Below are 20,409 nucleotides of genomic sequence, written 5' to 3' on the forward strand. Positions count from 1 at the left end.
CGCGAGCAAGCCCGCTCCCACATTTAGACCGCGATCAAATGTGGGAGCGAGCCTGCTCGCGAATGGGCCATCTGCATCAACAAATGTGCTGGCCAAAGAAAAGCCCGCTGAGGATCACTCTTCAGCGGGCTTTTTCATTCAATCACCAATCAAGGCGCGAACGGCATCACACGCTTGTGATGGGTCTTGTTGTAGGTGTCGCAAATGATCTTGAACGCTTCCTCACGCACCGGATGGCCGTGCAGGAACGCGTCGATCTCGGCATAGGTCACGCCGTGGGAGGCTTCGTCCGGTTTGCCGGGCGACAGGTCTTCAAGGTCCGCCGTCGGGACTTTTTCCACCAGCGATTCCGGCGCGCCGAAGCTGCGGGCGATGGCGCGGACCTGGTTTTTCACCAGGCCGCTCAGTGGCGCCAGGTCGCAGGCGCCGTCACCGAACTTGGTGAAGAAGCCCATCACCGCTTCTGCCGCGTGATCGGTGCCGATCACCAGGCCATGGGCCGCGCCGGCGATGGTGTACTGAGCGACCATGCGCATGCGCGCCTTGGTGTTGCCGAGCACGAAGTCCACCGAGACCGCATGTTTGCCTTCGAAGGCCGCCACTTCATTGGCCAGGGATTTGACCGCCGGGCCGATGTTCACGGTGTGGCGCTCGTCCGGCTTGATGAAATCCACCGAAGCCTGGGCGTCGTGTTCATCGAACTGGGTTTCGTAGGGCAGGCGCACGGCAATGAATTTGTACGCAGCATCACCGCTGCGCTGGCGCAGTTCACGTACGGCCCGTTGGGCCAGCAGGCCGGCGGTCAGGGAGTCGACACCGCCACTGATGCCCAGGACCAGGGTCTTGAGCCCGGAGTTGACCAGGCAGTCCTGAATGAAGGTCACCCGCCGGGCGACTTCGGCCTCAAGGGCGGCTTCGTCGGCGAATGGCGGCTGGACCTTGAGCTGTTCAGCAATCTCACGCTGTACGGCTTGCATGAATTCACTCCTTGCTTGATGGACTTGAAAGGGCGGCAGGTACTTGGAAAACGTGTCGCAAGTACGCGACGAAATTCGGGTCTTTGCAGTGCGTCTTGCCGGGCTCGTCCGAGATCTTCGCCACCGGCTGGCCGTTGCAGGCGGCCATTTTAAGCACGATGCTCATCGGTTCGACACCCGGAATATCACAGGTCAGGTTGGTGCCGATGCCGAAGCTGACATTGATCCGACCGCGCAGCGCCCGGAATATCTCCAGGGCCCTGGGCAGGGTCAGGCTGTCGGAGAAGGTCAGTGTCTTGCTCATCGGGTCGATGCCGAGCTTGTGATAGTGGGCGATGGCTTTTTCTGCCCAGACCACCGGATCGCCCGAATCGTGGCGCAAACCGTCGAAAAGCTTGGCGAAAAACAGATCGAAATCGCCGAGGAAGGCATCCATGGTGATGCAGTCGGTCAGGGCAATCCCCAGCAGGCCACGGTATTCGCGGACCCAGCAATCGAGTGCGGCGATCTGGCTGTCGATCAGGCGCGGGCCGAGCTGCTGGTGCGCCATGATCCATTCGTGGGCCATGGTGCCCAGCGGTTTCATGTCCAGCTCCCGGGACAGGTGCACGTTGCTGGTGCCGACAAAACGTCCGGGGAAGTCGTGCTTGAGCACATTCACCACTTCTTCCTGAACCCGATACGAGAAACGGCGGCGCGTGCCGAAATCGGCCACCTGCAGCTCGGACAATTCATCGCTGCTGGCGTTGGCGCTCAGCCAGTCGAACTTGCGGTAGAGCTGCTCGCGGGCCTGCTCCAGCACGACTTCGCGGTAGCGATAGCGATTGCGTACCTCGCTGACCAGCGCCAGCAGCGGTACTTCGAACAGGATCACATGCAGCCAGGGGCCGCGCAGGCGGATGACCAGCTCGCCGTTTTCGATACCGGTGTGGAGGTAGCGCAGGTTGAAGCGAAACAAGCCGAGAAAGCTCAGGAAATCCGGCTTCAGGAAGCTGATGCGTTCCAGAAAGCTCAATTGATCGGCGCTCAGGCTCAGTTCGGCCAGACGCTCGATCTGGAAACGGATTTCCGCCAGGTACGGGCGCAAATCCTCGCCGTTACGGCAACGAAACTCCCATTCGACTTCGACGTTGGGGTAGTTGTGCAGCACCGCCTGCATCATCGTCAGCTTGTAGAAGTCGGTGTCGAGCAGGTTCTGCACGATGCGATCGGCAAACACACTCTCGCTCATAACGGGGGTTCTCCACATTGAATAGAGCTAGTGGCGCACAACGGTGGTGGGGATTGCCAGCAATTTTTCAGACTGCCCCAGATCCTTGTGGGAGCGAGCTTGCTCGCGATAGCGGACTGACAGGCAATTCAAGTATTGAATGTAATGACGCCATCGCGAGCAAGCTCGCTCCCACAGGGATTGTGAAAAGGCTCAATGTTGTGGGGCATCCGGACTATCAATCTGCTCCAGCATCCACTTCACAAAGTCCCGCACCTTGGGCACTTCCGCCGAGTGTTCCGGGTACGCAAGGTAATAGGCGTCACTGCTGGGCATTGCATGCTGCCAGGGAATGACCAGCTTGCCGTCGGCCAGTTCCTCTTCCACCAGAAAGCGCGGTAGCAGCGCCACGCCGCAGCCAACCTGGGCGGCGCGGATGCACATGTAAAAGGTTTCGAAACGCGGGCCGTGGTAGCTGTGCTCGGTGTGGTAGCCCTGGTGGTCGAACCAGTCATGCCAGGCCTGGGGGCGGGAGGCGTTTTGCAGCAGGACCAGGTCGGTCAGTTGCGTCGGGTCGGTGAACGGGGTGTCCGGCAGGCTGCCCGGGGCGCACACTGGCACCAGCTCTTCGCCAAACAGCTTCAGGCATTCGGTGCCGGGCCGCGAGCCCTGGCCGAAGTAGAACGCCAGGTCGCTGCGACCTTGCAGCAGGTCGTCGGCTTCCTGCTCGCTGCACAGGTCCAGATGGATCGACGGATGGCGCAGACGCCAGCCTTTGAGGCGCGGCACCAGCCAGCGGGCGCCGAAGGTGGGCGGCGTCGAAACCCGCAGGACTTCGGTTTCGCCACCGTAGGAACGCAGGTAGTGGGTCGACATCTCGACCTGAGTGAGGATTTTTCGCACCTCGACCAGGTACAGATCACCGGCCGGCGTCATTTGCAGGCGGCGGCGCACTCGGCGGAACAGCAGGTGCTGCAGCAGTTCCTCGAGTTGCGCGACCTGTTTGCTCACGGCGCTCTGGGTCAGGTTCAGCTCTTCGGCAGCCCGGGTGAAGCTCAAGTGCCGGGTGACGGCTTCGAAGCACTGCAACGCAGCGATCGATGGCAGGTAGCGTTTATTCAGCATGGGCGGTCCTTGGTTCTTGTTTCTTATTGCCAGCAATGCACAGCATGAATAAACGGAATGATATCTCTCTTAAAGGTCGTTTGTTGAGTAACCTCCGGGCAGCTAAAACTACAGGTCTGATCAGCCGTGAATTTCCGGCTGCACGTGTTCTGTCTTTTGCTTGAGGAGTGACCCATGGTTGCCGCATTGCTTGATCGTCTAGGTGTGAACCCGGCCCTGTACCAGAACGGCAAAGTGCCGGTGCATTCGCCGGTCGATGGCAGCAGGATCGCCGCCGTGAACTGGGAAGGCGCCGCTGAGGTCGAGCAGCACATCAGTCGCGCAGATCATGCGTTCGAACTGTGGCGCAAGGTTCCGGCACCGCGCCGTGGTGAGTTGGTGCGTCAATTCGGTGAAGTGCTGCGCGAATACAAGGCCGACCTCGGCGAGCTGGTGTCCTGGGAAGCCGGCAAGATCACCCAGGAAGGCCTGGGTGAAGTTCAGGAAATGATCGACATCTGCGACTTCGCCGTCGGCCTGTCCCGTCAATTGTACGGTTTGACCATCGCTTCCGAGCGCCCTGGCCACCATATGCGTGAAACCTGGCACCCGCTGGGCGTTGTCGGGGTGATCAGCGCCTTCAACTTCCCGGTTGCGGTCTGGGCCTGGAACACCACACTGGCACTGGTGTGCGGCAACCCTGTGGTGTGGAAACCGTCGGAAAAGACCCCGCTCACCGCGCTGGCCTGCCAGGCGCTGTTCGACCGCGTCGTGAAGAACTTCAGCGATGCGCCTGCGAATTTGTGCCAGGTAGTGATCGGTGGTCGCGATGCCGGCGAAGCCTTGGTGGACGACCCGCGTGTAGCCCTGATCAGCGCCACCGGCAGCACCCGCATGGGCCGCGAAGTGGCACCGAAAGTGGCCGCGCGCTTTGCCCGCAGCATTCTCGAACTGGGCGGTAACAACGCAATGATCCTCGGCCCGAGCGCCGACCTGGACATGGCCGTTCGCGCGATCCTGTTCAGTGCCGTCGGCACCGCCGGTCAGCGCTGCACCACCTTGCGTCGACTGATCGCTCATGAATCGGTGAAAGAAGAAATCGTCACCCGCCTGAAAGCCGCGTACTCGAAAGTACGTATCGGCCATCCGCTGGAAGGCAACCTGGTCGGCCCGCTGATCGACAAGCAAAGCTTCGACAACATGCAGGATGCGCTGGAGCAGGCGTTGAGCGAAGGCGGCAAGGTGTTCGGCGGCAAGCGCCAGCTGGAAGACCAGTTCCCGAACGCTTACTACGTGTCGCCAGCCATTGTCGAAATGCCGGAGCAGAGCGATGTGGTCTGCCACGAAACCTTTGCACCAATCCTGTACGTGGTCGGCTACACCGACTTCCAGGAAGCGCTGCGCCTGAACAACGCCGTGCCACAAGGCCTGTCCTCGTGCATCTTCACCACCGATGTGCGTGAAGCCGAGCAGTTCATGTCGGCGGTGGGCAGCGATTGCGGCATCGCCAACGTCAACATCGGCCCGAGCGGTGCGGAAATCGGTGGCGCGTTTGGTGGCGAAAAAGAAACCGGCGGCGGTCGCGAATCCGGCTCCGATGCATGGCGCGGCTACATGCGCCGCCAGACCAACACCGTGAACTATTCGCTGGAGTTGCCGTTGGCGCAGGGCATCACCTTCGACTGATACTCGAGTCGGACAGTGATCCCCTGTGGGAGCGGGCTTGCTCGCGAAAGCGGTTTATCAGTCACATTGATGCTGGATGTGCCGACGCTTTCGCGAGCAAGCCCGCTCCCACATTGAATGAATGTGTTTGTTAGGTTTCATTTTCGGAGTCTGGCAATGCCGTTACGCGAAGAGTGTCTGTGGGAAAAACTGACGCCACAGAGGCCGGACAATTCGGCCCTCAAGGGTGAGGTCACGGTGGATGTCTGCGTCATCGGCGCCGGGTTTACCGGTTTGTCGGCGGCGGTGCATCTGCTGGAGCAAGGCAAGACCGTTTGTGTGCTGGAGGCCCATCGTGCCGGCCATGGTGGCTCGGGGCGCAACGTCGGGCTGGTCAATGCCGGGATGTGGATCCCCCCGGACGAGATCGAAGCCGGGTTCGGCACTGAGGTCGGCAGCCAGCTCAACCGCATGCTGGGCGCGGCGCCATCCCTGGTGTTCAGCCTTGTGGACAAGTACAACATCGATTGCCAGTTGCGCCGCGAAGGCACGCTGCACATGGCGCACAACGCCCGTGGCGAAGCCGACTTGCGCAGTCGTGAAGAACAATGGAAACGTCGCGGTGCGCCGGTAGAGCTGCTCACCGGTCAGGCCTGCGAGCAAGCCACCGGCACGAAAAAGATCGCCGCGGCATTGCTCGATCGCCGCGCCGGCACGCTCAACCCGATGGCTTACACCACGGGGCTGGCCAAGGCGGCCATCGGCCTGGGCGGGCAATTGTTCGATCATTCCCCGGTCACCCGGCTCGAACGCCAGGGCCAGCGCTGGTCGGTGCAAACCGCCCAGGGTTCGGTGATGGCCGAGAAAGTGGTGATTGCCTCCAATGCCTACACCGAAGGCGACTGGACGGAACTGCGGCGCAATTTCTTCCCCGGTTATTACTATCAGGTAGCCTCGGTGCCGCTGACCGAAGAAGCCGCCCGGCAAATTCTGCCCGGTGGCCAGGGTTCCTGGGACACCCGACAGGTGCTCAGCAGCATCCGCCGGGATAAAGACGGTCGCCTGTTGCTTGGCAGCCTGGGCAATGGCAATCAGAAGCCGACCTGGTTCCTCAAGGCCTGGGCCGACCGCGTGCAGCAGCACTATTTCCCGTACCTCAAACCGGTGGAATGGGAGTGCACCTGGACCGGCCGCATCGCCTTCACCCCCGATCATCTGATGCGCCTGTTCGAGCCAGCGCCCGGTTTGGTGGCAGTCACCGGTTACAACGGTCGGGGCGTGACCACGGGAACGGTGGTCGGCAAGGCCTTTGCCGATTACCTGTGTAACGGAAATCCTCAAGCGCTACCGATTCCTTTCGCGCCCATGCAGCCATTGGCCGGGGTGGGGTTGCGCAGCTGTCTGTACGAGGCGGGGTTCTCGCTGTATCACGCAGGCCAGTGCCTGCGGATCGTGATCTGAATGTTGATTTTTGCAGGGCGCAAGCGGCGCTTTTTCGATCTGCAGCTAGCCTGTAGTGGTGCGGGTTGTAGCAGTCTCGCACCAGCAGTGTGCACTTCGGTGACGCACGTTGTTACAGGCTGGTTGCACGTCGTTTAAAGCCGCGGTTGCAATGATGGCGCGGGCGGGTTGCGCCTCAAAAAAATAATGGTTTTACCTTCCGCGGTTTAGACGGTTGCACGCCCAATGAAAATGGGATCGAAACAGTCGAAATAACAAGAAAGCAGCGACTTTTTTCAGAATAAAAAACCGATGGCACGGCCCTTGCTCTGAGCATTCAGTGAAGTCGCAGTGCCAATTAAAAAAAACCATGGAGCACCACCTCATGTCCCAGACGTTTTACAAGAAAGGCTTTCTGGCCCTCGCAGTGGCAACTGCGCTGGGTGTTTCTGCGTTTGCTCAGGCTGACATCAAGATCGGCGTAGCGGGACCAATGACAGGCGCCAACGCGGCATTTGGCGAACAGTACATGAAGGGTGCACAAGCGGCGGCCGATGCGGTCAACGCGTCGGGCGGGGTCAACGGGGAAAAAATCGTACTGGTCAAGGGCGATGACGCCTGCGAACCGAAACAGGCTGTGACGGTCGCCAAGGACCTGACCAACCAGAAAGTCGCCGGCGTGGTCGGTCACTTCTGCTCCTCGTCGACCATCCCGGCCTCCGAGATCTACGACGAAGCAGGCATCATCGCCATCACTCCAGGCTCCACCAACCCGGCTGTGACCGAGCGCGGCCTGAGCGCCATGTTCCGCATGTGCGGGCGTGACGACCAGCAAGGCATCGTGGCCGGTGACTACATTGTCGACGTGCTCAAGGGCAAGAAAGTGGTCGTGCTGCACGACAAGGACACCTACGGTCAGGGCCTGGCGGATGCCACCAAGGCTCAGCTTGAGAAGCGTGGTGTGAAACCTGTGCTGTATGAAGGCCTGACCCGTGGCGAGAAAGACTTCAGCACCATCGTGACCAAGATCCGCGGCGCTGGCGCTGACGTCGTCTACTTCGGTGGCCTGCACCCGGAAGCCGGTCCTCTGGTGCGTCAACTGCGTGAACAAGGCCTGAAGGACGTCAAGTTCATGTCCGACGACGGCATCGTGACCGACGAACTGGTGACCACCGCTGGCGGTCCGCAATTCGTTGACGGCGTACTGATGACCTTCGGCGCCGACCCACGCCTGCTGCCAGACAGCAAGACCGTGGTAGACGCCTTCCGCAAGGCCGGTACCGAGCCTGAAGGCTACACCCTGTACGCCTACGCTTCGGTCCAGGCCCTGGCAGCCGCCTTCAACGGCGCCAAGTCCAACAAGGGTGAAGAAGCGGCCGCATGGCTGAAGAAGAACCCGGTCAAGACCGTCATGGGCGAGAAGACCTGGGACAGCAAGGGCGACCTGAAAGTCTCCGACTACGTGGTTTACCAGTGGGACAAGGACGGCAAATACCACCAGCTGGAAAAACAGAAGTAAGGGCTGACTCGATCACCTGAACCCCACTGATTCCCTGTAGGAGCGAGCACGCTCGCGAAAAACGTCAACGATAACGCGTGCTTGCTGGTTCAACGCGTTGTCCTCAGGTTCTTCGCGAGCAAGCTCGCTCCTACAGGGGGCGGTGGTGGCCGGGTTGATCCTGGTTGTCATTGCTCCGACGTATATCTGTATTTTCCTTAGAAGAACCGCACAGCCACATGTGCAGGTTCTCATTGCGTGAGATTGCGTTATGGATGGTATTTTCCTGCAGCAACTGGTCAACGGCCTGACCCTCGGGTCGGTCTATGGCCTGATCGCCATCGGCTACACAATGGTCTATGGCATCATCGGCATGATCAACTTCGCCCACGGCGAGGTTTACATGATTTCCGCTTACCTCGCGGCAATCAGTCTGGCTCTGCTGGCTTACTTCGGTATCGAATCTTTCCCGCTGCTGATGCTTGGCACACTGATCTTCACCATCGTCGTCACGGCGGTGTATGGCTGGGTCATCGAGCGTGTCGCCTACAAACCCCTGCGCAACTCCACTCGACTCGCACCGCTGATCAGTGCGATCGGTATCTCCCTGATCCTGCAAAACTACGCACAGATCTCCCAAGGCGCGAAGCAACAAGGCGTTCCGACTTTGCTGTCGGGTGCCTGGCGCGTTGATATCGGTACCGGTTTCGTTCAGTTGACCTACACCAAGGTCTTCATTCTGGTCGCCGCGTTTGTCGGGATGGCCGCGCTGACCTACATCATCAAGTACACCAAGCTCGGCCGCATGTGCCGTGCAACCCAGCAAGACCGCAAGATGGCTTCGATCCTGGGGATCAACACCGATCGGGTGATTTCCTACGTGTTCATCATCGGTGCAGCGATGGCGGCCCTGGCCGGCGTGCTGATCACCATGAACTACGGCACATTCGACTTCTATGCCGGCTTCATCATCGGGATCAAGGCGTTCACCGCCGCGGTGCTCGGCGGGATTGGCTCACTGCCCGGCGCGATGCTCGGCGGGATCATTCTCGGGATTTCCGAGTCGCTGTTTTCCGGCCTGGTGAACTCGGACTACAAAGACGTTTTCAGCTTCTCGCTGTTGGTCCTCGTTCTGGTCTTTCGGCCTCAAGGCCTGCTCGGCCGTCCTCTTGTGTCGAAGGTGTAAGCGATGTCTTCAACCACTCATAAAACAATCGATATCAAAAAAAGCCTGGTTGACGCGATTCTTGCCGGTCTCATTGCCCTGATTGTGTTCGGGCCGATTGTCGGTGTCGTTCTCGATGGCTATGGCTTCAACCTGGAAACCACCCGGGTGGCGTGGATCGTGGCGATCGTCATGGCCGGACGTTTTGCCCTGAGCATGTTCCTGCAGACAGCCCAGGGCCTGAAAATCCTCGAAGGCTTTGAAACGACAGGCTCCGGGGTGCATGTGCTGGCGCCTGACTACAAGTCGCGGCTGCGCTGGATCATCCCGCTGGTGATCTTGATTGCCGTGGTGTTTCCGTTTTTCTCCAACTCCTACCTGCTGGGCGTGGTCATCCTCGGGTTGATCTACGTACTGCTGGGGCTGGGGTTGAACATCGTGGTTGGCCTGGCCGGCCTGCTCGACCTTGGTTACGTGGCGTTCTACGCCATTGGCGCCTACGGCCTGGCACTCGGTTACCAATACCTCGGCCTGGGCTTCTGGACGGTGTTGCCGCTGGCGGCGATCATCGCCGGCCTGGCCGGTTGCATCCTCGGTTTCCCGGTGCTGCGCCTGCACGGCGACTACCTGGCGATCGTGACCCTGGGCTTCGGTGAAATCATCCGCCTGGTCCTCAACAACTGGTTGTCGCTCACTGGCGGCCCGAACGGCATGCCGGCACCGCTGCCGACTTTCTTCGGCCTGGAGTTCGGCAAGCGAGCCAAGGACGGCGGCGTGCCGTTCCATGAGTTCTTCGGCATCGCCTACAACCCCGACGTGAAGTACTACTTCATCTACGCGGTGCTGTTCCTGGTGGTGCTGGCTGTGCTGTACATCAAGCATCGCCTGACCCGCATGCCGGTCGGCCGCGCCTGGGAAGCCCTGCGTGAAGACGAAATCGCCTGTCGCTCCATGGGCCTGAACCACGTATTGGTCAAGCTCTCGGCATTCACCATCGGTGCCTCGACGGCCGGTCTGGCCGGGGTGTTCTTCGCCACCTACCAGGGCTTTGTCAACCCGACCTCGTTCACCTTCTTCGAATCGGCGTTGATCCTCGCCATCGTGGTACTGGGCGGCATGGGTTCGACCATAGGCGTGGTGATTGCAGCCTTCGTGCTGACTGTCGCCCCGGAACTGCTGCGTGGCTTCGCCGAGTACCGCGTGCTGCTGTTCGGCATCCTGATGGTGTTGATGATGATCTGGCGACCGCGCGGTCTGATTCGGATCAGCCGTACCGGTGTGACCCCGCGCAAAGGAGTAGCGCCATGAGCGAAGTCGTACTCTCCGTAGAGAAGCTGATGATGCACTTCGGCGGCATCAAGGCATTGAATGATGTGAGCCTGAAGGTCAAGCGCAACTCGATCTTCGCCCTGATCGGGCCCAACGGCGCCGGCAAGACCACGGTGTTCAACTGCCTGACCGGGTTCTACAAGGCCTCCGGCGGCAAGATCGAACTGAACGTGCGCGGGCAACAGACCAACGTTATCAAGTTGCTGGGCGAATCGTTCAAGCCGACCGATTTCGTGTCGCCAAAAAGCTTCATCACCCGGCTGCGCTACAAGATGTTCGGCGGCACCCACCTGGTGAACCGTGCCGGCCTGGCGCGGACGTTCCAGAACATTCGCCTGTTCAAGGAAATGTCGGTGCTGGAAAACCTGCTGGTGGCCCAGCACATGTGGGTCAACCGCAACATGCTGGCCGGCATTCTCAACACCAAGGGCTATCGCAAGGCCGAAAGCGATGCGCTGGACCATGCCTTCTACTGGCTGGAAGTGGTGGACCTGGTGGACTGCGCCAACCGCCTGGCCGGTGAACTGTCCTACGGTCAGCAACGCCGTCTGGAAATCGCCCGCGCCATGTGCACCCGTCCGCAGATCATCTGCCTCGACGAACCGGCCGCCGGCCTCAACCCTCAGGAAACCGAAGCGCTGAGCGCGATGATCCGGCTGCTGCGCGATGAGCACGATCTGACCGTGGTGCTGATCGAACACGACATGGGCATGGTAATGAGCATTTCCGACCACATTGTGGTGCTGGACCACGGCGTCGTCATCGCCGAGGGTGGTCCCGATGACATCCGCAACGATCCGAAAGTGATTGCCGCGTACCTGGGCGCCGACGAAGAGGAGGTGGTATGAGCAAACCCATCCTCGAACTCAAGGACCTGGACGTGTTCTACGGCCCGATCCAGGCCCTTAAAGGCGTCTCGCTGCACATCAACGAAGGGGAGACCGTCAGCCTGATCGGCTCCAACGGCGCCGGCAAGTCAACCCTGCTGATGTCGATCTTCGGCCAGCCACGGGCCGCCGACGGGCAGATCCTTTATCAGGGCGTGGACATTACCCACAAGTCGTCCCACTACATCGCCTCCAACGGCATCGCGCAATCGCCGGAAGGGCGGCGGGTGTTCCCCGACATGACAGTCGAGGAAAACCTGCTGATGGGTACCATCCCTATCGGTGACAAGTACGCCAAGGAAGACATGCAACGCATGTTCGAGCTGTTCCCGCGACTGGAAGAGCGGCGTACCCAGCGGGCGATGACCATGTCCGGTGGCGAGCAGCAGATGCTTGCCATCGCTCGCGCCCTGATGAGCCGGCCCAAGTTGTTGCTGCTCGATGAGCCGAGCCTGGGGCTGGCGCCGATCGTGGTGAAACAGATCTTCGCGACCCTGCGAGAACTGGCCAAGACCGGCATGACCATCTTCCTGGTGGAACAGAACGCCAACCACGCCCTGCGGTTGTCGGACCGGGCGTACGTGATGGTCAACGGCGAAATCCGCATGACCGGCACCGGCAAGGAGCTGCTGGTCAACGAGGATGTGCGTAACGCTTACCTCGGCGGCCACTGAGATTCAGTGGGTTATGCACAAGCCCCGGCGCGCAATCGCCGGGGCTTTTTTACATCTCCCAAACACCACTAAACCCTGTGGGAGCGAGCTTGCTCGCGATAGCAATCTATCAGCCAATATTGATGTTGACTGACAAACCGCTATCGCGAGCAAGCTCGCTCCCACAGGGTTTTTGGCGTGCCTCCGGGAAATTGTGGAAAACAATATTCAAGAGCTCCCGAAGCGCGACATAAAGCCGCTGCAAATAGTTGTTTTGTCACGGTTTTGACTTGTCCCCGTTTGCTGTGGAGCCGGCTGTGAATAACGTGGGAGTAGCTGGCTGCAGGCCTTTTAAACCGTGGCCTGCAGAGGCATGTTCAGTTTTTGATCAAGTGTTTTTGCGCAACTTGAAGAGCGCTTTGTCAACCTTTTTGTTCGAGATGAAAGTGGGTGGAATCAGCGTGGACAAGCCTGTGGATAAGTCTGTGATTAAACTCTGGAAAGACCCGGCTGAAGGCCGTGGTTACTGGCTTGGCGCCATCGCTGGTTTGACCCGTCAGTCATGAAAATCCCCAGGGGCTACACGGCGGGCTATTGAGGGTCAAGCAAAAAAGTTTCAAAAAACCGCGCAAAGCCTTGTGGACAGCGGCTTGCAGCTTTTCCACTTGCCCCCAAAGACTGTGGACCGGCCTGTGGATAACGTGCGCGCACATGGCTGCAAGCCAGGCTGGCCAAGGGATTGCGAGGATTGATCGTTTTTTGTACAGAAAGTGCGGTTGCCGCTATGGGCAAGGCCGGGCATTCTGCCTGCTGATTTACCATTCCAATGGCTGGCGATCAGCCGAAGCAAGGAGAACACGATGTCCAACACCCTGTTTATTACCGGCGCGACCTCCGGTTTTGGTGAAGCCTGTGCCCGTCGTTTTGCCGACGCTGGCTGGAAATTGGTGCTGACAGGCCGTCGTGAAGAGCGCCTCAATGCACTGTGCGCCGAGCTGTCGAAGCAGACCGAAGTCCATGGCCTGGTGCTCGATGTGCGTGATCGCAAGGCCATGGAGGAAGCGATTGCCAATCTGCCGCCGTCCTTTGCCAAGCTGCGTGGGTTGATCAACAACGCCGGGCTGGCCCTGGGCGTCGATCCGGCACCCAAGTGCGACCTGGACGATTGGGACACCATGGTCGACACCAACGTCAAAGGCCTGATGTACAGCACCCGTCTGCTGTTGCCACGCCTGATCGCCCACGGTCGTGGCGCCGGCATCGTCAATCTGGGGTCCATCGCCGGCAACTACCCGTACCCGGGCAGCCATGTGTATGGCGCGACCAAGGCGTTCGTCAAACAGTTCTCCCTGAACCTGCGCTGCGATCTGCAGGGCACAGGCGTACGGGTCAGCAACATCGAGCCGGGCCTGTGCGAGAGCGAGTTCTCGCTGGTGCGTTTTGCCGGTGACCAGGAGCGCTACAACGCCACCTACGCCGGCGCCGAGCCGATCCAGCCGCAAGACATCGCCGAGACCATTTTCTGGGTACTCAATGCCCCTGCGCACATCAACATCAACAGCCTGGAGCTGATGCCGGTGAGCCAGACCTGGGCCGGGTTTGCAATCGAGCGCAAGTCTTAAGACGAGTCACGGCCATTCGCGAGCAGGCTCGCTCCCACAAGGATTGCGCTGTACCTGTGGGAGCGAGCCTGCTCGCGAAGGGGTCGGAACTGGCAGTGCAAGACATCAGCTAGACTCCTCACCCAACAACCCCGCCACACCCGGCGGTCTAGAGGTCTTAGAGGAGATCCAGTGAGTAATCGAGGCGAGCAGGCGCTGCTCAAACAATCGACCTTCCTGATGCTCGCCGTGACATTCGCCGGGATCATCACCGGTTTTGTGTCGGGCGCTCAATCCATCCTGTTCGATGGCTTCTTTTCGTTGATCGCGGCCTTCATCAAGGTCCTGATGCTGATCACCGCCCGGCTGATCGCCAAGGAAAGCAACCAGCGCTTCCAGTTCGGTTCCTGGCACCTGGAACCCATGGTGCTGGTCATCGAGGGTAGCTTCATTTTCCTGGTCGCCATTTACGCCTTTCTCAACGGCGTGTTCGGCATCATCAATGGTGGCCGCGAGGTCGAACTCGGACTGGTAATCGTCTATGCGGCAGTGTTTACCGTCGTCGAGCTCATTTATTTTTTCTACGTCCGCCACCGCAACCGCACGCTCAACTCATCGCTGATCCAGTTCGACAACATCAGTTGGCTGGTGGACGCGATGCTGTCGGCGGGTTTGCTGGTGAGTTTCCTCATCGCGCTGCTGCTCAAGACTCAGGGTTACGACAAGTGGGCGGTGTATGTCGACCCGATGATCCTGATTCTGCTGGCCTTGGGCATGCTTCCCCCGGCGCTCAAAATCCTCGGACCGGCCTTGCGCGATGTGTTGGGGATCGTCCCGGATCAGCTGGACGACAAGGTGCGTCAGGTGATGGAGGTGGCGAAGGTCGAGCATGGTTTCGACGACTACATTTCCTACGTGCAGAAGCACGGCAGGGCGTGTTTTATCGAGATCCACATCGTATTGCCGAAGGATTACTGGCTGGACGGTGTGGGGCAACTGGACAGTTTGCGCGAGGAAATTTCCACAAAGCTTGGCGAGCCGGATGCCGCACGATGGCTGACCATCAGCTTTACCGGGGACCGCAAGTGGATTGAGTGACAGTCAGGTGACTTCTTTGAGGTCATTCGCGAGCAGGTTCGCTCCCACATTGAAATGCGAACAACTGTGGGAGCGAGCCTGCTCGCGAAAGCAACCAAACACTCAGCCGAGATATTCCGCCAGCCCGCGATAACAGGTCGCCAGGTGATAAGGCGTGGTCGACGGCATGTCGCGGCGGCTGACTTCACCATGGGCGTCACGACACTCATACCAGCCGCCGGTATGTAGCGAGCGCTGCTGCAACGCCTGCAACTGGCGCAGAACATCCGACTCGCTATCGGGTCGCAGCGTCAGGGCGCGCAGGTACTCGGCCTGGGCCCAGATACGCTGTGTGGCATCCCGGACGCCGCCATCTGGTTCGAGATCGAGCATGGCCCGCACCGCACCGGTCTGTTGATCCACGCCCAATTGCTCGGTAAAGGCGAAGGCCCTTTCCAGATCGGCATGCAGGGTTGAAGTGCGCAGCAGCGCCGAGGATTCCAGCAGGAAATACCACTCGAACTGATGCCCCGGTTCAAACCAGTTATCCACAGACCCCAGCGGCTTTTCCATCAACACGCCGTGCTGCGGATCGATGAAGCGCGCGTGCATGGCTGTGCATAACTCGGTGAGTGCTTGTTGCACGTCGAGGTCTTCACGCACCGACAGGGTGGCGAGGAATGCTTCGGCCAGGTGCATCAGCGGGTTTTGCAAGGGGCCGCTGCCCAGCGATGCCCAGTCGCGGTCGAGCGTGGCTTCATACAGACCGTCGTCCGTGGCGAAACGCTGCGTGATCACTTCCAGCGAGGCGTTGAGTACCGACTCGACCAGCGGCTCGCGGACCTTGTCCCAGTAATGGGCGCAGGCGAACAGGATGAACGCGTGGGTATAGAGGTCCTTGCGCTGATCCAGCGGCGCACCATGTGCATCGACGCTGTAGAACCAGCCGCCGTGCTCTGCATCGTGGAAGTGCCGCTGCAACGAGCGGAACAAAGCGGCGGCACGCTCTTCGGCGCCCGGCACCTGACCGATCAGGCTGGCAAACAGATACAACTGCCGCGCACAGGCCATGGCCCGGTAGCGTTGCGGTGGCAGCGGGTGGTGTCCGGCATCCAGCGCCTCATAAGGCAACGCCATGTCGGCATTCCAGCCAGGACCTAGCCAGAGCGGCACGATGACGTTCAGGAAATGCTGCTGCACCGAGGCGAACAGGGCGGTCAATTCAGGCTGGGAGGCGGAACGGGAAACAGGTGGCATTGGCTGGCGTCGTCACGGCAAGGGCGATTGCGCGACATGTTAGCAGAGAGGCTGACTTGAGAGAGGCTGTGTCTGTCAGGCCGCCTTCGCGAGCAAGCCCGCTCCCACAATGGATTTGCTGTGAACACAGTACTTGTGAACAACAAAGATCAAATGTGGGAGCGGGCTTGCTCGCGAAGAGGCCGTGGAAGGCGCTAGAGAATCAACCCGCCAGCAACCACACCCCGGTCGCCGCCGAAGCCGCGCCCGCCAGTCGAACCAGCGGTGCTGCCGCCAGCGGCAAGGTCCGCACCAGCGCATAACCCGCCGCATGCAACACCGCCGTCGCTGCGACAAAGCCTGCGGCATAGGTCCATGGACTCGACATGTCCGGCAGTTCCAGCCCATGCGCCACACCATGAAACAGCGCAAACAATGCCGTCGCACCTACCGCCATCACCAACGGTGGACGTACAGCCAGCGCCACCGCCAGCCCCAAGGCCAAAACGGAAGCGGCAATCCCGCTCTCCAGTGCAGGCAGGTTCAACCCTTCAAAACCCAGCATCCCGCCAATCAGCATGGTGCCAACGAAGGTACACGGCAGCGCCCAGCGCGCAGTACCCTGCTGCTGTGCGGCCCACAGGCCGACCGCGAGCATCGCCAGCAGGTGATCGAGACCGCCAAGCGGATGGCTGATACCGGCGATCAAGCCATTGTCGCCGTGCCCCGGATGGGCGAGGGCAAGGGCTGGCGTCAGCAGCAGGGCCAGGGCGCCGAGAATGCGTTTCAGTGTCATGGAAAGCTTCCTTGTTGAAGTGGTGATCAGGCCGCGGTCAGCAAGCCCTGGCGTTCGATGAAGGCGATGATCTGTTCCAGACCCTGGCCGGTTTTCTGGTTGCTGAAGACAAATGGCTTGCCGTTGCGCATGCGCTGGGTGTCGCTGTTCATCATCTCCAGCGAGGCACCGACCAGCGGCGCCAGGTCGATCTTGTTGATCACCAGCAGGTCGGATTTGCAGATCCCCGGCCCACCCTTGCGTGGCAGCTTGTCGCCGGCCGAAACGTCGATCACGTAGATCGTCAGGTCGGACAGTTCCGGGCTGAAAGTCGCGGAGAGGTTATCGCCGCCGGACTCCACGAGAATCAGGTCCAGCCCCGGAAAACGACGATTGAGTTGATCCACGGCTTCAAGGTTGATCGATGCGTCTTCGCGGATGGCCGTGTGTGGGCAGCCGCCGGTTTCCACGCCGATGATGCGTTCCGGCGCCAGGGCTTCGTTGCGCACCAGAAAGTCGGCGTCTTCGCGGGTGTAGATGTCGTTGGTCACCACGGCCAGGTTATAGCGCTCGCGCAGGGCCAGGCACAGGGCCAGGGTCAGGGCGGTTTTGCCGGAACCGACCGGGCCGCCGATGCCAACTCGCAGAGGTTGTGTGTTCATGTGATTCTCCAAAATAACAGGCCCTAGGAACGGAACAGACGGCTGTACTGGCGCTCATGGGCCATACACGCCAGGGACAGGCCGAAAGCGGCGCTGCCGCAGTGATCGGGATCGATTCGGGTGGCGTTCTGTTGAGCTTGTTGAAGTAGCGGCAACAGTTCGCTGGTCAGGCGTTGGGCGGCTTGCTGACCCAATGGCAAGGTCTTCATCAGCACCGCCAACTGGTTTTCCAGCCAGCTCCATAGCCACGCAGCCAAGGCGTCCTGCGGGCTGATCTGCCAGGCGCGCGCGGCCAGGGCCCAACCCAGGGCCAGATGTGGCTCGCTGCATTGTTCGAGGAAGGCACGGGCGGGTGTGTCGAGTTCCGGCAAGCCGTTGAGCAACTGCTGCAACGAGTACCCCATCTGCCGGCTTTCCTGATGCAGCTCGCGAGTTTCGCGACTGGCACGGTGTTCCTCGCAGCGTTGCAGCAATTGGCCCCAGTTGTCCTCGCTGGCGGCCACGCAATGGGCGAGCAGCAACGGCGCTTCAAAACGTGCCAGATTCAACAGCAACTGATCGCCGATCCAGCGTCGCGCACTGTCGGGGTCGTTTACCCGGCCGTTATCCACAGCCATTTCCAGCCCTTGGGAGTAGCTGTAGCCGCCAATCGGCAATTGCGGACTGGCCAGGCGCAGCAGCGCCCAGGCCGGGTTCATGGGCGTACGCCGAACTGGTGCAGTTTCGGCGCGTAGTTGAAGTCTTCATCACCGTGGCGCGAATGATGATGGCCACCGCCGTAGGCGCCATGTTCCGGCTGGAATGGCGCTTCGATGTTCGAGGCAATGGCACCGAGTTGTTCGAGCATGGCCTTGAGCACGTAATCGTCGAGCAGGCGCAACCAGCCGTCGCCGACTTGCAAGGCGACATGGCGGTTGCCCAGGTGGTAGGCCGCGCGGGTCAGTTCGAAGGCATTGGCGCAGGTGACGTGTAGCAGTTGTTCGGGGCGGGCGCAGACACGCACGATTCGCCCGTCTTCGGCTTGCAGGCATTCGCCGTCATGCAGGGGCGGTTGACCGCGCTCCAAAAACAACCCGACGTCTTCGCCCTCGGCACTGAAACAGCGCAAACGGCTTTTGCTGCGGGCTTCGAACGTCAGGTGCAGTTCGGCGGCCCAAACGGGTTGAGGGTCGATTCTGCGATGAATCACCAGCATCGGAAGGCTTCCAGCAATGGACGATGCTCAGGCTAGAGCAAGGGGCTTGCCAATTGACATGATGCGTAGGAAATGGCTGACAGGGGCGTAGGAGGGGTATCGATTAAGTGGGTTTTTTGGTTGAAGTTGGTGCGTTGTTTTTGAGTTGCGCACCAAGTTGAAGCGATGCAGTTCACTGTGGGAGCGAGCTTGCTCGCGATGACGGCGTATCTGTCACATTGATTCTGTATGTGCCGACGCTATCGCGAGCAAGCTCGCTCCCACAGGGATGTGGGCTTCCTCAAGAGGTTACTCAGTGCTACCGAGCCCTTGCCAGTGCTTGAGACCGATAAAGATGAAGCGCAGTTGCTGGGTGATCTTGGCCTGGGGCGTCAGGTGCTCAGGCAAGGCCTCGGCTGGCGGATCGATGATGTCCGGCAGGGTGGCGAACACGCTTTTGACGATCAGATCCGCCATGACGCTCAGGTCGGCGATGTCCAGGTGCTGCAGTTTCGGCATCAGTGACAAATCCGCCGCCAGGTCCGAACTGATGCCTTCGCGCAGACGGCCAATGGCCTGGCGCACCGGCAGCGAACCGCCGTATTGCTCGCGGGCGAGAAACAGGAACTGCGAGCGGTTGGCGCTGACCACGTCGAGAAAGATCCGCACCGAGGCATCGATGATGCCCCCCATCACGAATTCATTGTGCCGTACCAGGCGAATGGTTTCGCGAAAGGTCTGGCCGACTTCGCTGACCAGCACCAGGCCCAGTTCATCCATATCGGCAAAATGGCGATAGAAACCGGTCGGTACGATGCCAGCGGTTTTCGCGACTTCACGCAGGCTCAGGCTGCCGAATCCTCGGCCGCCATCCATCAGGCGCCGGGCAGCGTCCATCAGGGCATTACGGGTCTGTTGTTTCTGTTCGGCGCGGGGCAGCATCGCAAGGGCGTTTTCTGGACAGGGACGCGGCGCACTCTAGCAAATCGGCTTTGCCGGCGTCGAACGACTGTGAGGGATCAAACGGGGAAGTGCGGCATCTATAAAGCGCACTGCTGAAAAGTCAAAAGCCCAATCCGGGGATTGGGCTTTTTTTCTGGGCGGCCATGGGGCTTAGCTCAGAGTGCTGTTGCGTTCGATCACTCGGTCACCACCGCCTTCAGCGAGGGTTTGACCTTGTGGAGTGCGATCCGAACCGTCGGCAGCGAGGGTTTGACCTTGTGGGGTGCGATCCGAACCATCAGCGGCGAGGGTTTGGCCTTGTGGAGTGCGATTCGAACCGTCGGCAGCGAGGGTTTGACCTTGTGGAGTGCGATCCGAACCATCAGCGGCGAGGGTTTGGCCTTGTGGGGTGCGATCCGAACCGTCGGCAGCCAGGGTCTGACCTTGTGGGGTGCGATCCGAACCATCAGCGGCAAGGGTCTGGCCTTGTGGGGTGCGGTCCGAACCATCAGCGGCAAGGGTCTGGCCTTGTGGGGTGCGGTCGGAGCCATCGGCGGCGACAGTCTGGCTGAACACCGAGTGGTCTTGTTTCACTTGTGGAGTGGCCTGGTCAGCTGCTGGCAGGGCAAAAGCAGTGCTGGCCAGCATCGAGAGTGAAAGGCTAAGCAGTAATTGGCGTTTCATGATTGTTGTGCTCCTCGGGGGTGCGAAAAAGTGGGTACGAGGGCAATGCTACTCTCGATAAGTCGATATAAAAGTTCATAAACGCAATGGTAATAATCAACGGAATTGATTGTTTGTTGGGGAGGCTCTGGGCCGGGCGTTTCCGGCGAGTTGTCTTGCGCCGGTTTGGGTATTTTCGACCCACTCGTGACGTGTAAAAGTGCGGGGTCGGTAACGCAGAATGACTGATGGGTCAGTATTGGACTGGCTGAATTCGGCGAAATCGGTCTATCGATTAAACCTGCCGGGTCTTTATCAGTCGTAGACTTCATGGCGAGCCGCTTCCGGCTC

The 20,409-nt window shown here is 60.2% G+C and carries 20 protein-coding genes; 10 read left to right on the top strand and 10 right to left on the bottom strand.

The window, feature by feature from the left end; translation table 11 throughout:
* Window positions 1-149: 149 nt before the first annotated feature.
* The 3 genes from nadE to PPUTUW4_RS02435 form a co-directional block, all read right to left on the bottom strand.
* A complete protein-coding gene (gene nadE, locus PPUTUW4_RS02425; protein WP_015093241.1) occupies window positions 150-977 on the bottom strand; it encodes an ammonia-dependent NAD(+) synthetase in 828 nt (275 codons plus the stop codon).
* Between the two features lie 4 nt (window positions 978-981).
* Entirely contained in the window at window positions 982-2,208 is a 1,227-nt protein-coding gene (pncB, locus tag PPUTUW4_RS02430) for a nicotinate phosphoribosyltransferase (RefSeq protein WP_015093242.1), read from the bottom strand.
* Window positions 2,209-2,400: 192 nt separating this feature from the next.
* Window positions 2,401-3,312 (bottom strand): LysR family transcriptional regulator, encoded by a 912-nt coding sequence (locus PPUTUW4_RS02435; RefSeq protein ID WP_015093243.1) that lies wholly within the window; start codon window positions 3,310-3,312, stop codon window positions 2,401-2,403.
* A gap of 174 nt (window positions 3,313-3,486) precedes the next feature.
* Between PPUTUW4_RS02435 and PPUTUW4_RS02440 the strand changes: the two genes are divergently transcribed.
* The 10 genes from PPUTUW4_RS02440 (at window position 3,487) to PPUTUW4_RS02480 (ending at window position 14,627) form a co-directional block, all read left to right on the top strand.
* Entirely contained in the window at window positions 3,487-4,977 is a 1,491-nt protein-coding gene (locus PPUTUW4_RS02440) for an aldehyde dehydrogenase family protein (protein WP_007973303.1), read from the top strand.
* 156 nt (window positions 4,978-5,133) lie between these two features.
* On the top strand, window positions 5,134-6,417 hold the full coding sequence (locus PPUTUW4_RS02445) for an FAD-binding oxidoreductase (RefSeq protein WP_015093244.1): 1,284 nt from the start codon (window positions 5,134-5,136) through the stop codon (window positions 6,415-6,417).
* A 364-nt stretch (window positions 6,418-6,781) separates the two neighbouring features.
* Window positions 6,782-7,915, top strand: coding sequence for an ABC transporter substrate-binding protein (locus tag PPUTUW4_RS02450; protein WP_007979707.1), 1,134 nt, complete (start codon window positions 6,782-6,784; stop codon window positions 7,913-7,915).
* 250 nt (window positions 7,916-8,165) lie between these two features.
* Entirely contained in the window at window positions 8,166-9,080 is a 915-nt protein-coding gene (locus PPUTUW4_RS02455; protein ID WP_008048116.1) for a branched-chain amino acid ABC transporter permease, read from the top strand.
* Window positions 9,081-9,083: 3 nt separating this feature from the next.
* The gene (gene livM, locus PPUTUW4_RS02460) at window positions 9,084-10,367 is read left to right on the top strand and encodes a high-affinity branched-chain amino acid ABC transporter permease LivM (RefSeq protein WP_015093245.1); all 1,284 of its coding nucleotides are present in this window, start codon (window positions 9,084-9,086) and stop codon (window positions 10,365-10,367) included.
* Window positions 10,364-11,236 (top strand): ATP-binding cassette domain-containing protein, encoded by an 873-nt coding sequence (locus PPUTUW4_RS02465; protein WP_015093246.1) that lies wholly within the window; start codon window positions 10,364-10,366, stop codon window positions 11,234-11,236. The genes livM and PPUTUW4_RS02465 overlap by 4 nt, the downstream gene beginning before the upstream one ends.
* A complete protein-coding gene (locus tag PPUTUW4_RS02470; protein ID WP_007979701.1) occupies window positions 11,233-11,949 on the top strand; it encodes an ABC transporter ATP-binding protein in 717 nt (238 codons plus the stop codon). The genes PPUTUW4_RS02465 and PPUTUW4_RS02470 overlap by 4 nt, the downstream gene beginning before the upstream one ends.
* 296 nt (window positions 11,950-12,245) lie before the next feature.
* Entirely contained in the window at window positions 12,246-12,494 is a 249-nt protein-coding gene (locus tag PPUTUW4_RS27725; protein WP_083884527.1) for a hypothetical protein, read from the top strand.
* 294 nt (window positions 12,495-12,788) lie between these two features.
* Window positions 12,789-13,550 (top strand): SDR family oxidoreductase, encoded by a 762-nt coding sequence (locus tag PPUTUW4_RS02475; protein ID WP_007979699.1) that lies wholly within the window; start codon window positions 12,789-12,791, stop codon window positions 13,548-13,550.
* 171 nt (window positions 13,551-13,721) lie between these two features.
* Window positions 13,722-14,627: a cation transporter gene (locus PPUTUW4_RS02480; protein WP_015093248.1), complete on the top strand. Its 906-nt coding sequence runs from the start codon at window positions 13,722-13,724 to the stop codon at window positions 14,625-14,627.
* Between the two features lie 102 nt (window positions 14,628-14,729).
* Here the strand turns inward: PPUTUW4_RS02480 and PPUTUW4_RS02485 are convergent, their stop codons facing one another.
* The 7 genes from PPUTUW4_RS02485 to PPUTUW4_RS02515 all read right to left on the bottom strand — a co-directional run bounded on the left by PPUTUW4_RS02485 (window position 14,730) and on the right by PPUTUW4_RS02515 (window position 20,079).
* On the bottom strand, window positions 14,730-15,863 hold the full coding sequence (locus tag PPUTUW4_RS02485; RefSeq protein WP_015093249.1) for an AGE family epimerase/isomerase: 1,134 nt from the start codon (window positions 15,861-15,863) through the stop codon (window positions 14,730-14,732).
* A 202-nt stretch (window positions 15,864-16,065) separates the two neighbouring features.
* Window positions 16,066-16,638 (bottom strand): HupE/UreJ family protein, encoded by a 573-nt coding sequence (locus tag PPUTUW4_RS02490; protein WP_015093250.1) that lies wholly within the window; start codon window positions 16,636-16,638, stop codon window positions 16,066-16,068.
* Between the two features lie 26 nt (window positions 16,639-16,664).
* Complete coding sequence (ureG, locus tag PPUTUW4_RS02495; RefSeq protein ID WP_007979691.1) at window positions 16,665-17,279, bottom strand: urease accessory protein UreG; 615 nt, start codon at window positions 17,277-17,279, stop codon at window positions 16,665-16,667.
* Window positions 17,280-17,302: 23 nt separating this feature from the next.
* Complete coding sequence (locus PPUTUW4_RS02500) at window positions 17,303-17,977, bottom strand: urease accessory protein UreF (RefSeq protein WP_015093251.1); 675 nt, start codon at window positions 17,975-17,977, stop codon at window positions 17,303-17,305.
* Entirely contained in the window at window positions 17,974-18,474 is a 501-nt protein-coding gene (ureE, locus tag PPUTUW4_RS02505; protein WP_015093252.1) for an urease accessory protein UreE, read from the bottom strand. Before ureE ends, PPUTUW4_RS02500 begins: the two co-directional genes overlap by 4 nt.
* 288 nt (window positions 18,475-18,762) lie before the next feature.
* Entirely contained in the window at window positions 18,763-19,395 is a 633-nt protein-coding gene (locus PPUTUW4_RS02510) for a TetR family transcriptional regulator (RefSeq protein ID WP_007979686.1), read from the bottom strand.
* 171 nt (window positions 19,396-19,566) lie between these two features.
* The gene (locus tag PPUTUW4_RS02515; RefSeq protein WP_015093253.1) at window positions 19,567-20,079 is read right to left on the bottom strand and encodes a hypothetical protein; all 513 of its coding nucleotides are present in this window, start codon (window positions 20,077-20,079) and stop codon (window positions 19,567-19,569) included.
* Window positions 20,080-20,409: the final 330 nt, after the last annotated feature.

The organism is Pseudomonas sp. UW4, from assembly GCF_000316175.1.
GTDB classification, from domain to species: Bacteria; Pseudomonadota; Gammaproteobacteria; order Pseudomonadales; family Pseudomonadaceae; genus Aquipseudomonas; species Aquipseudomonas laurylsulfatiphila.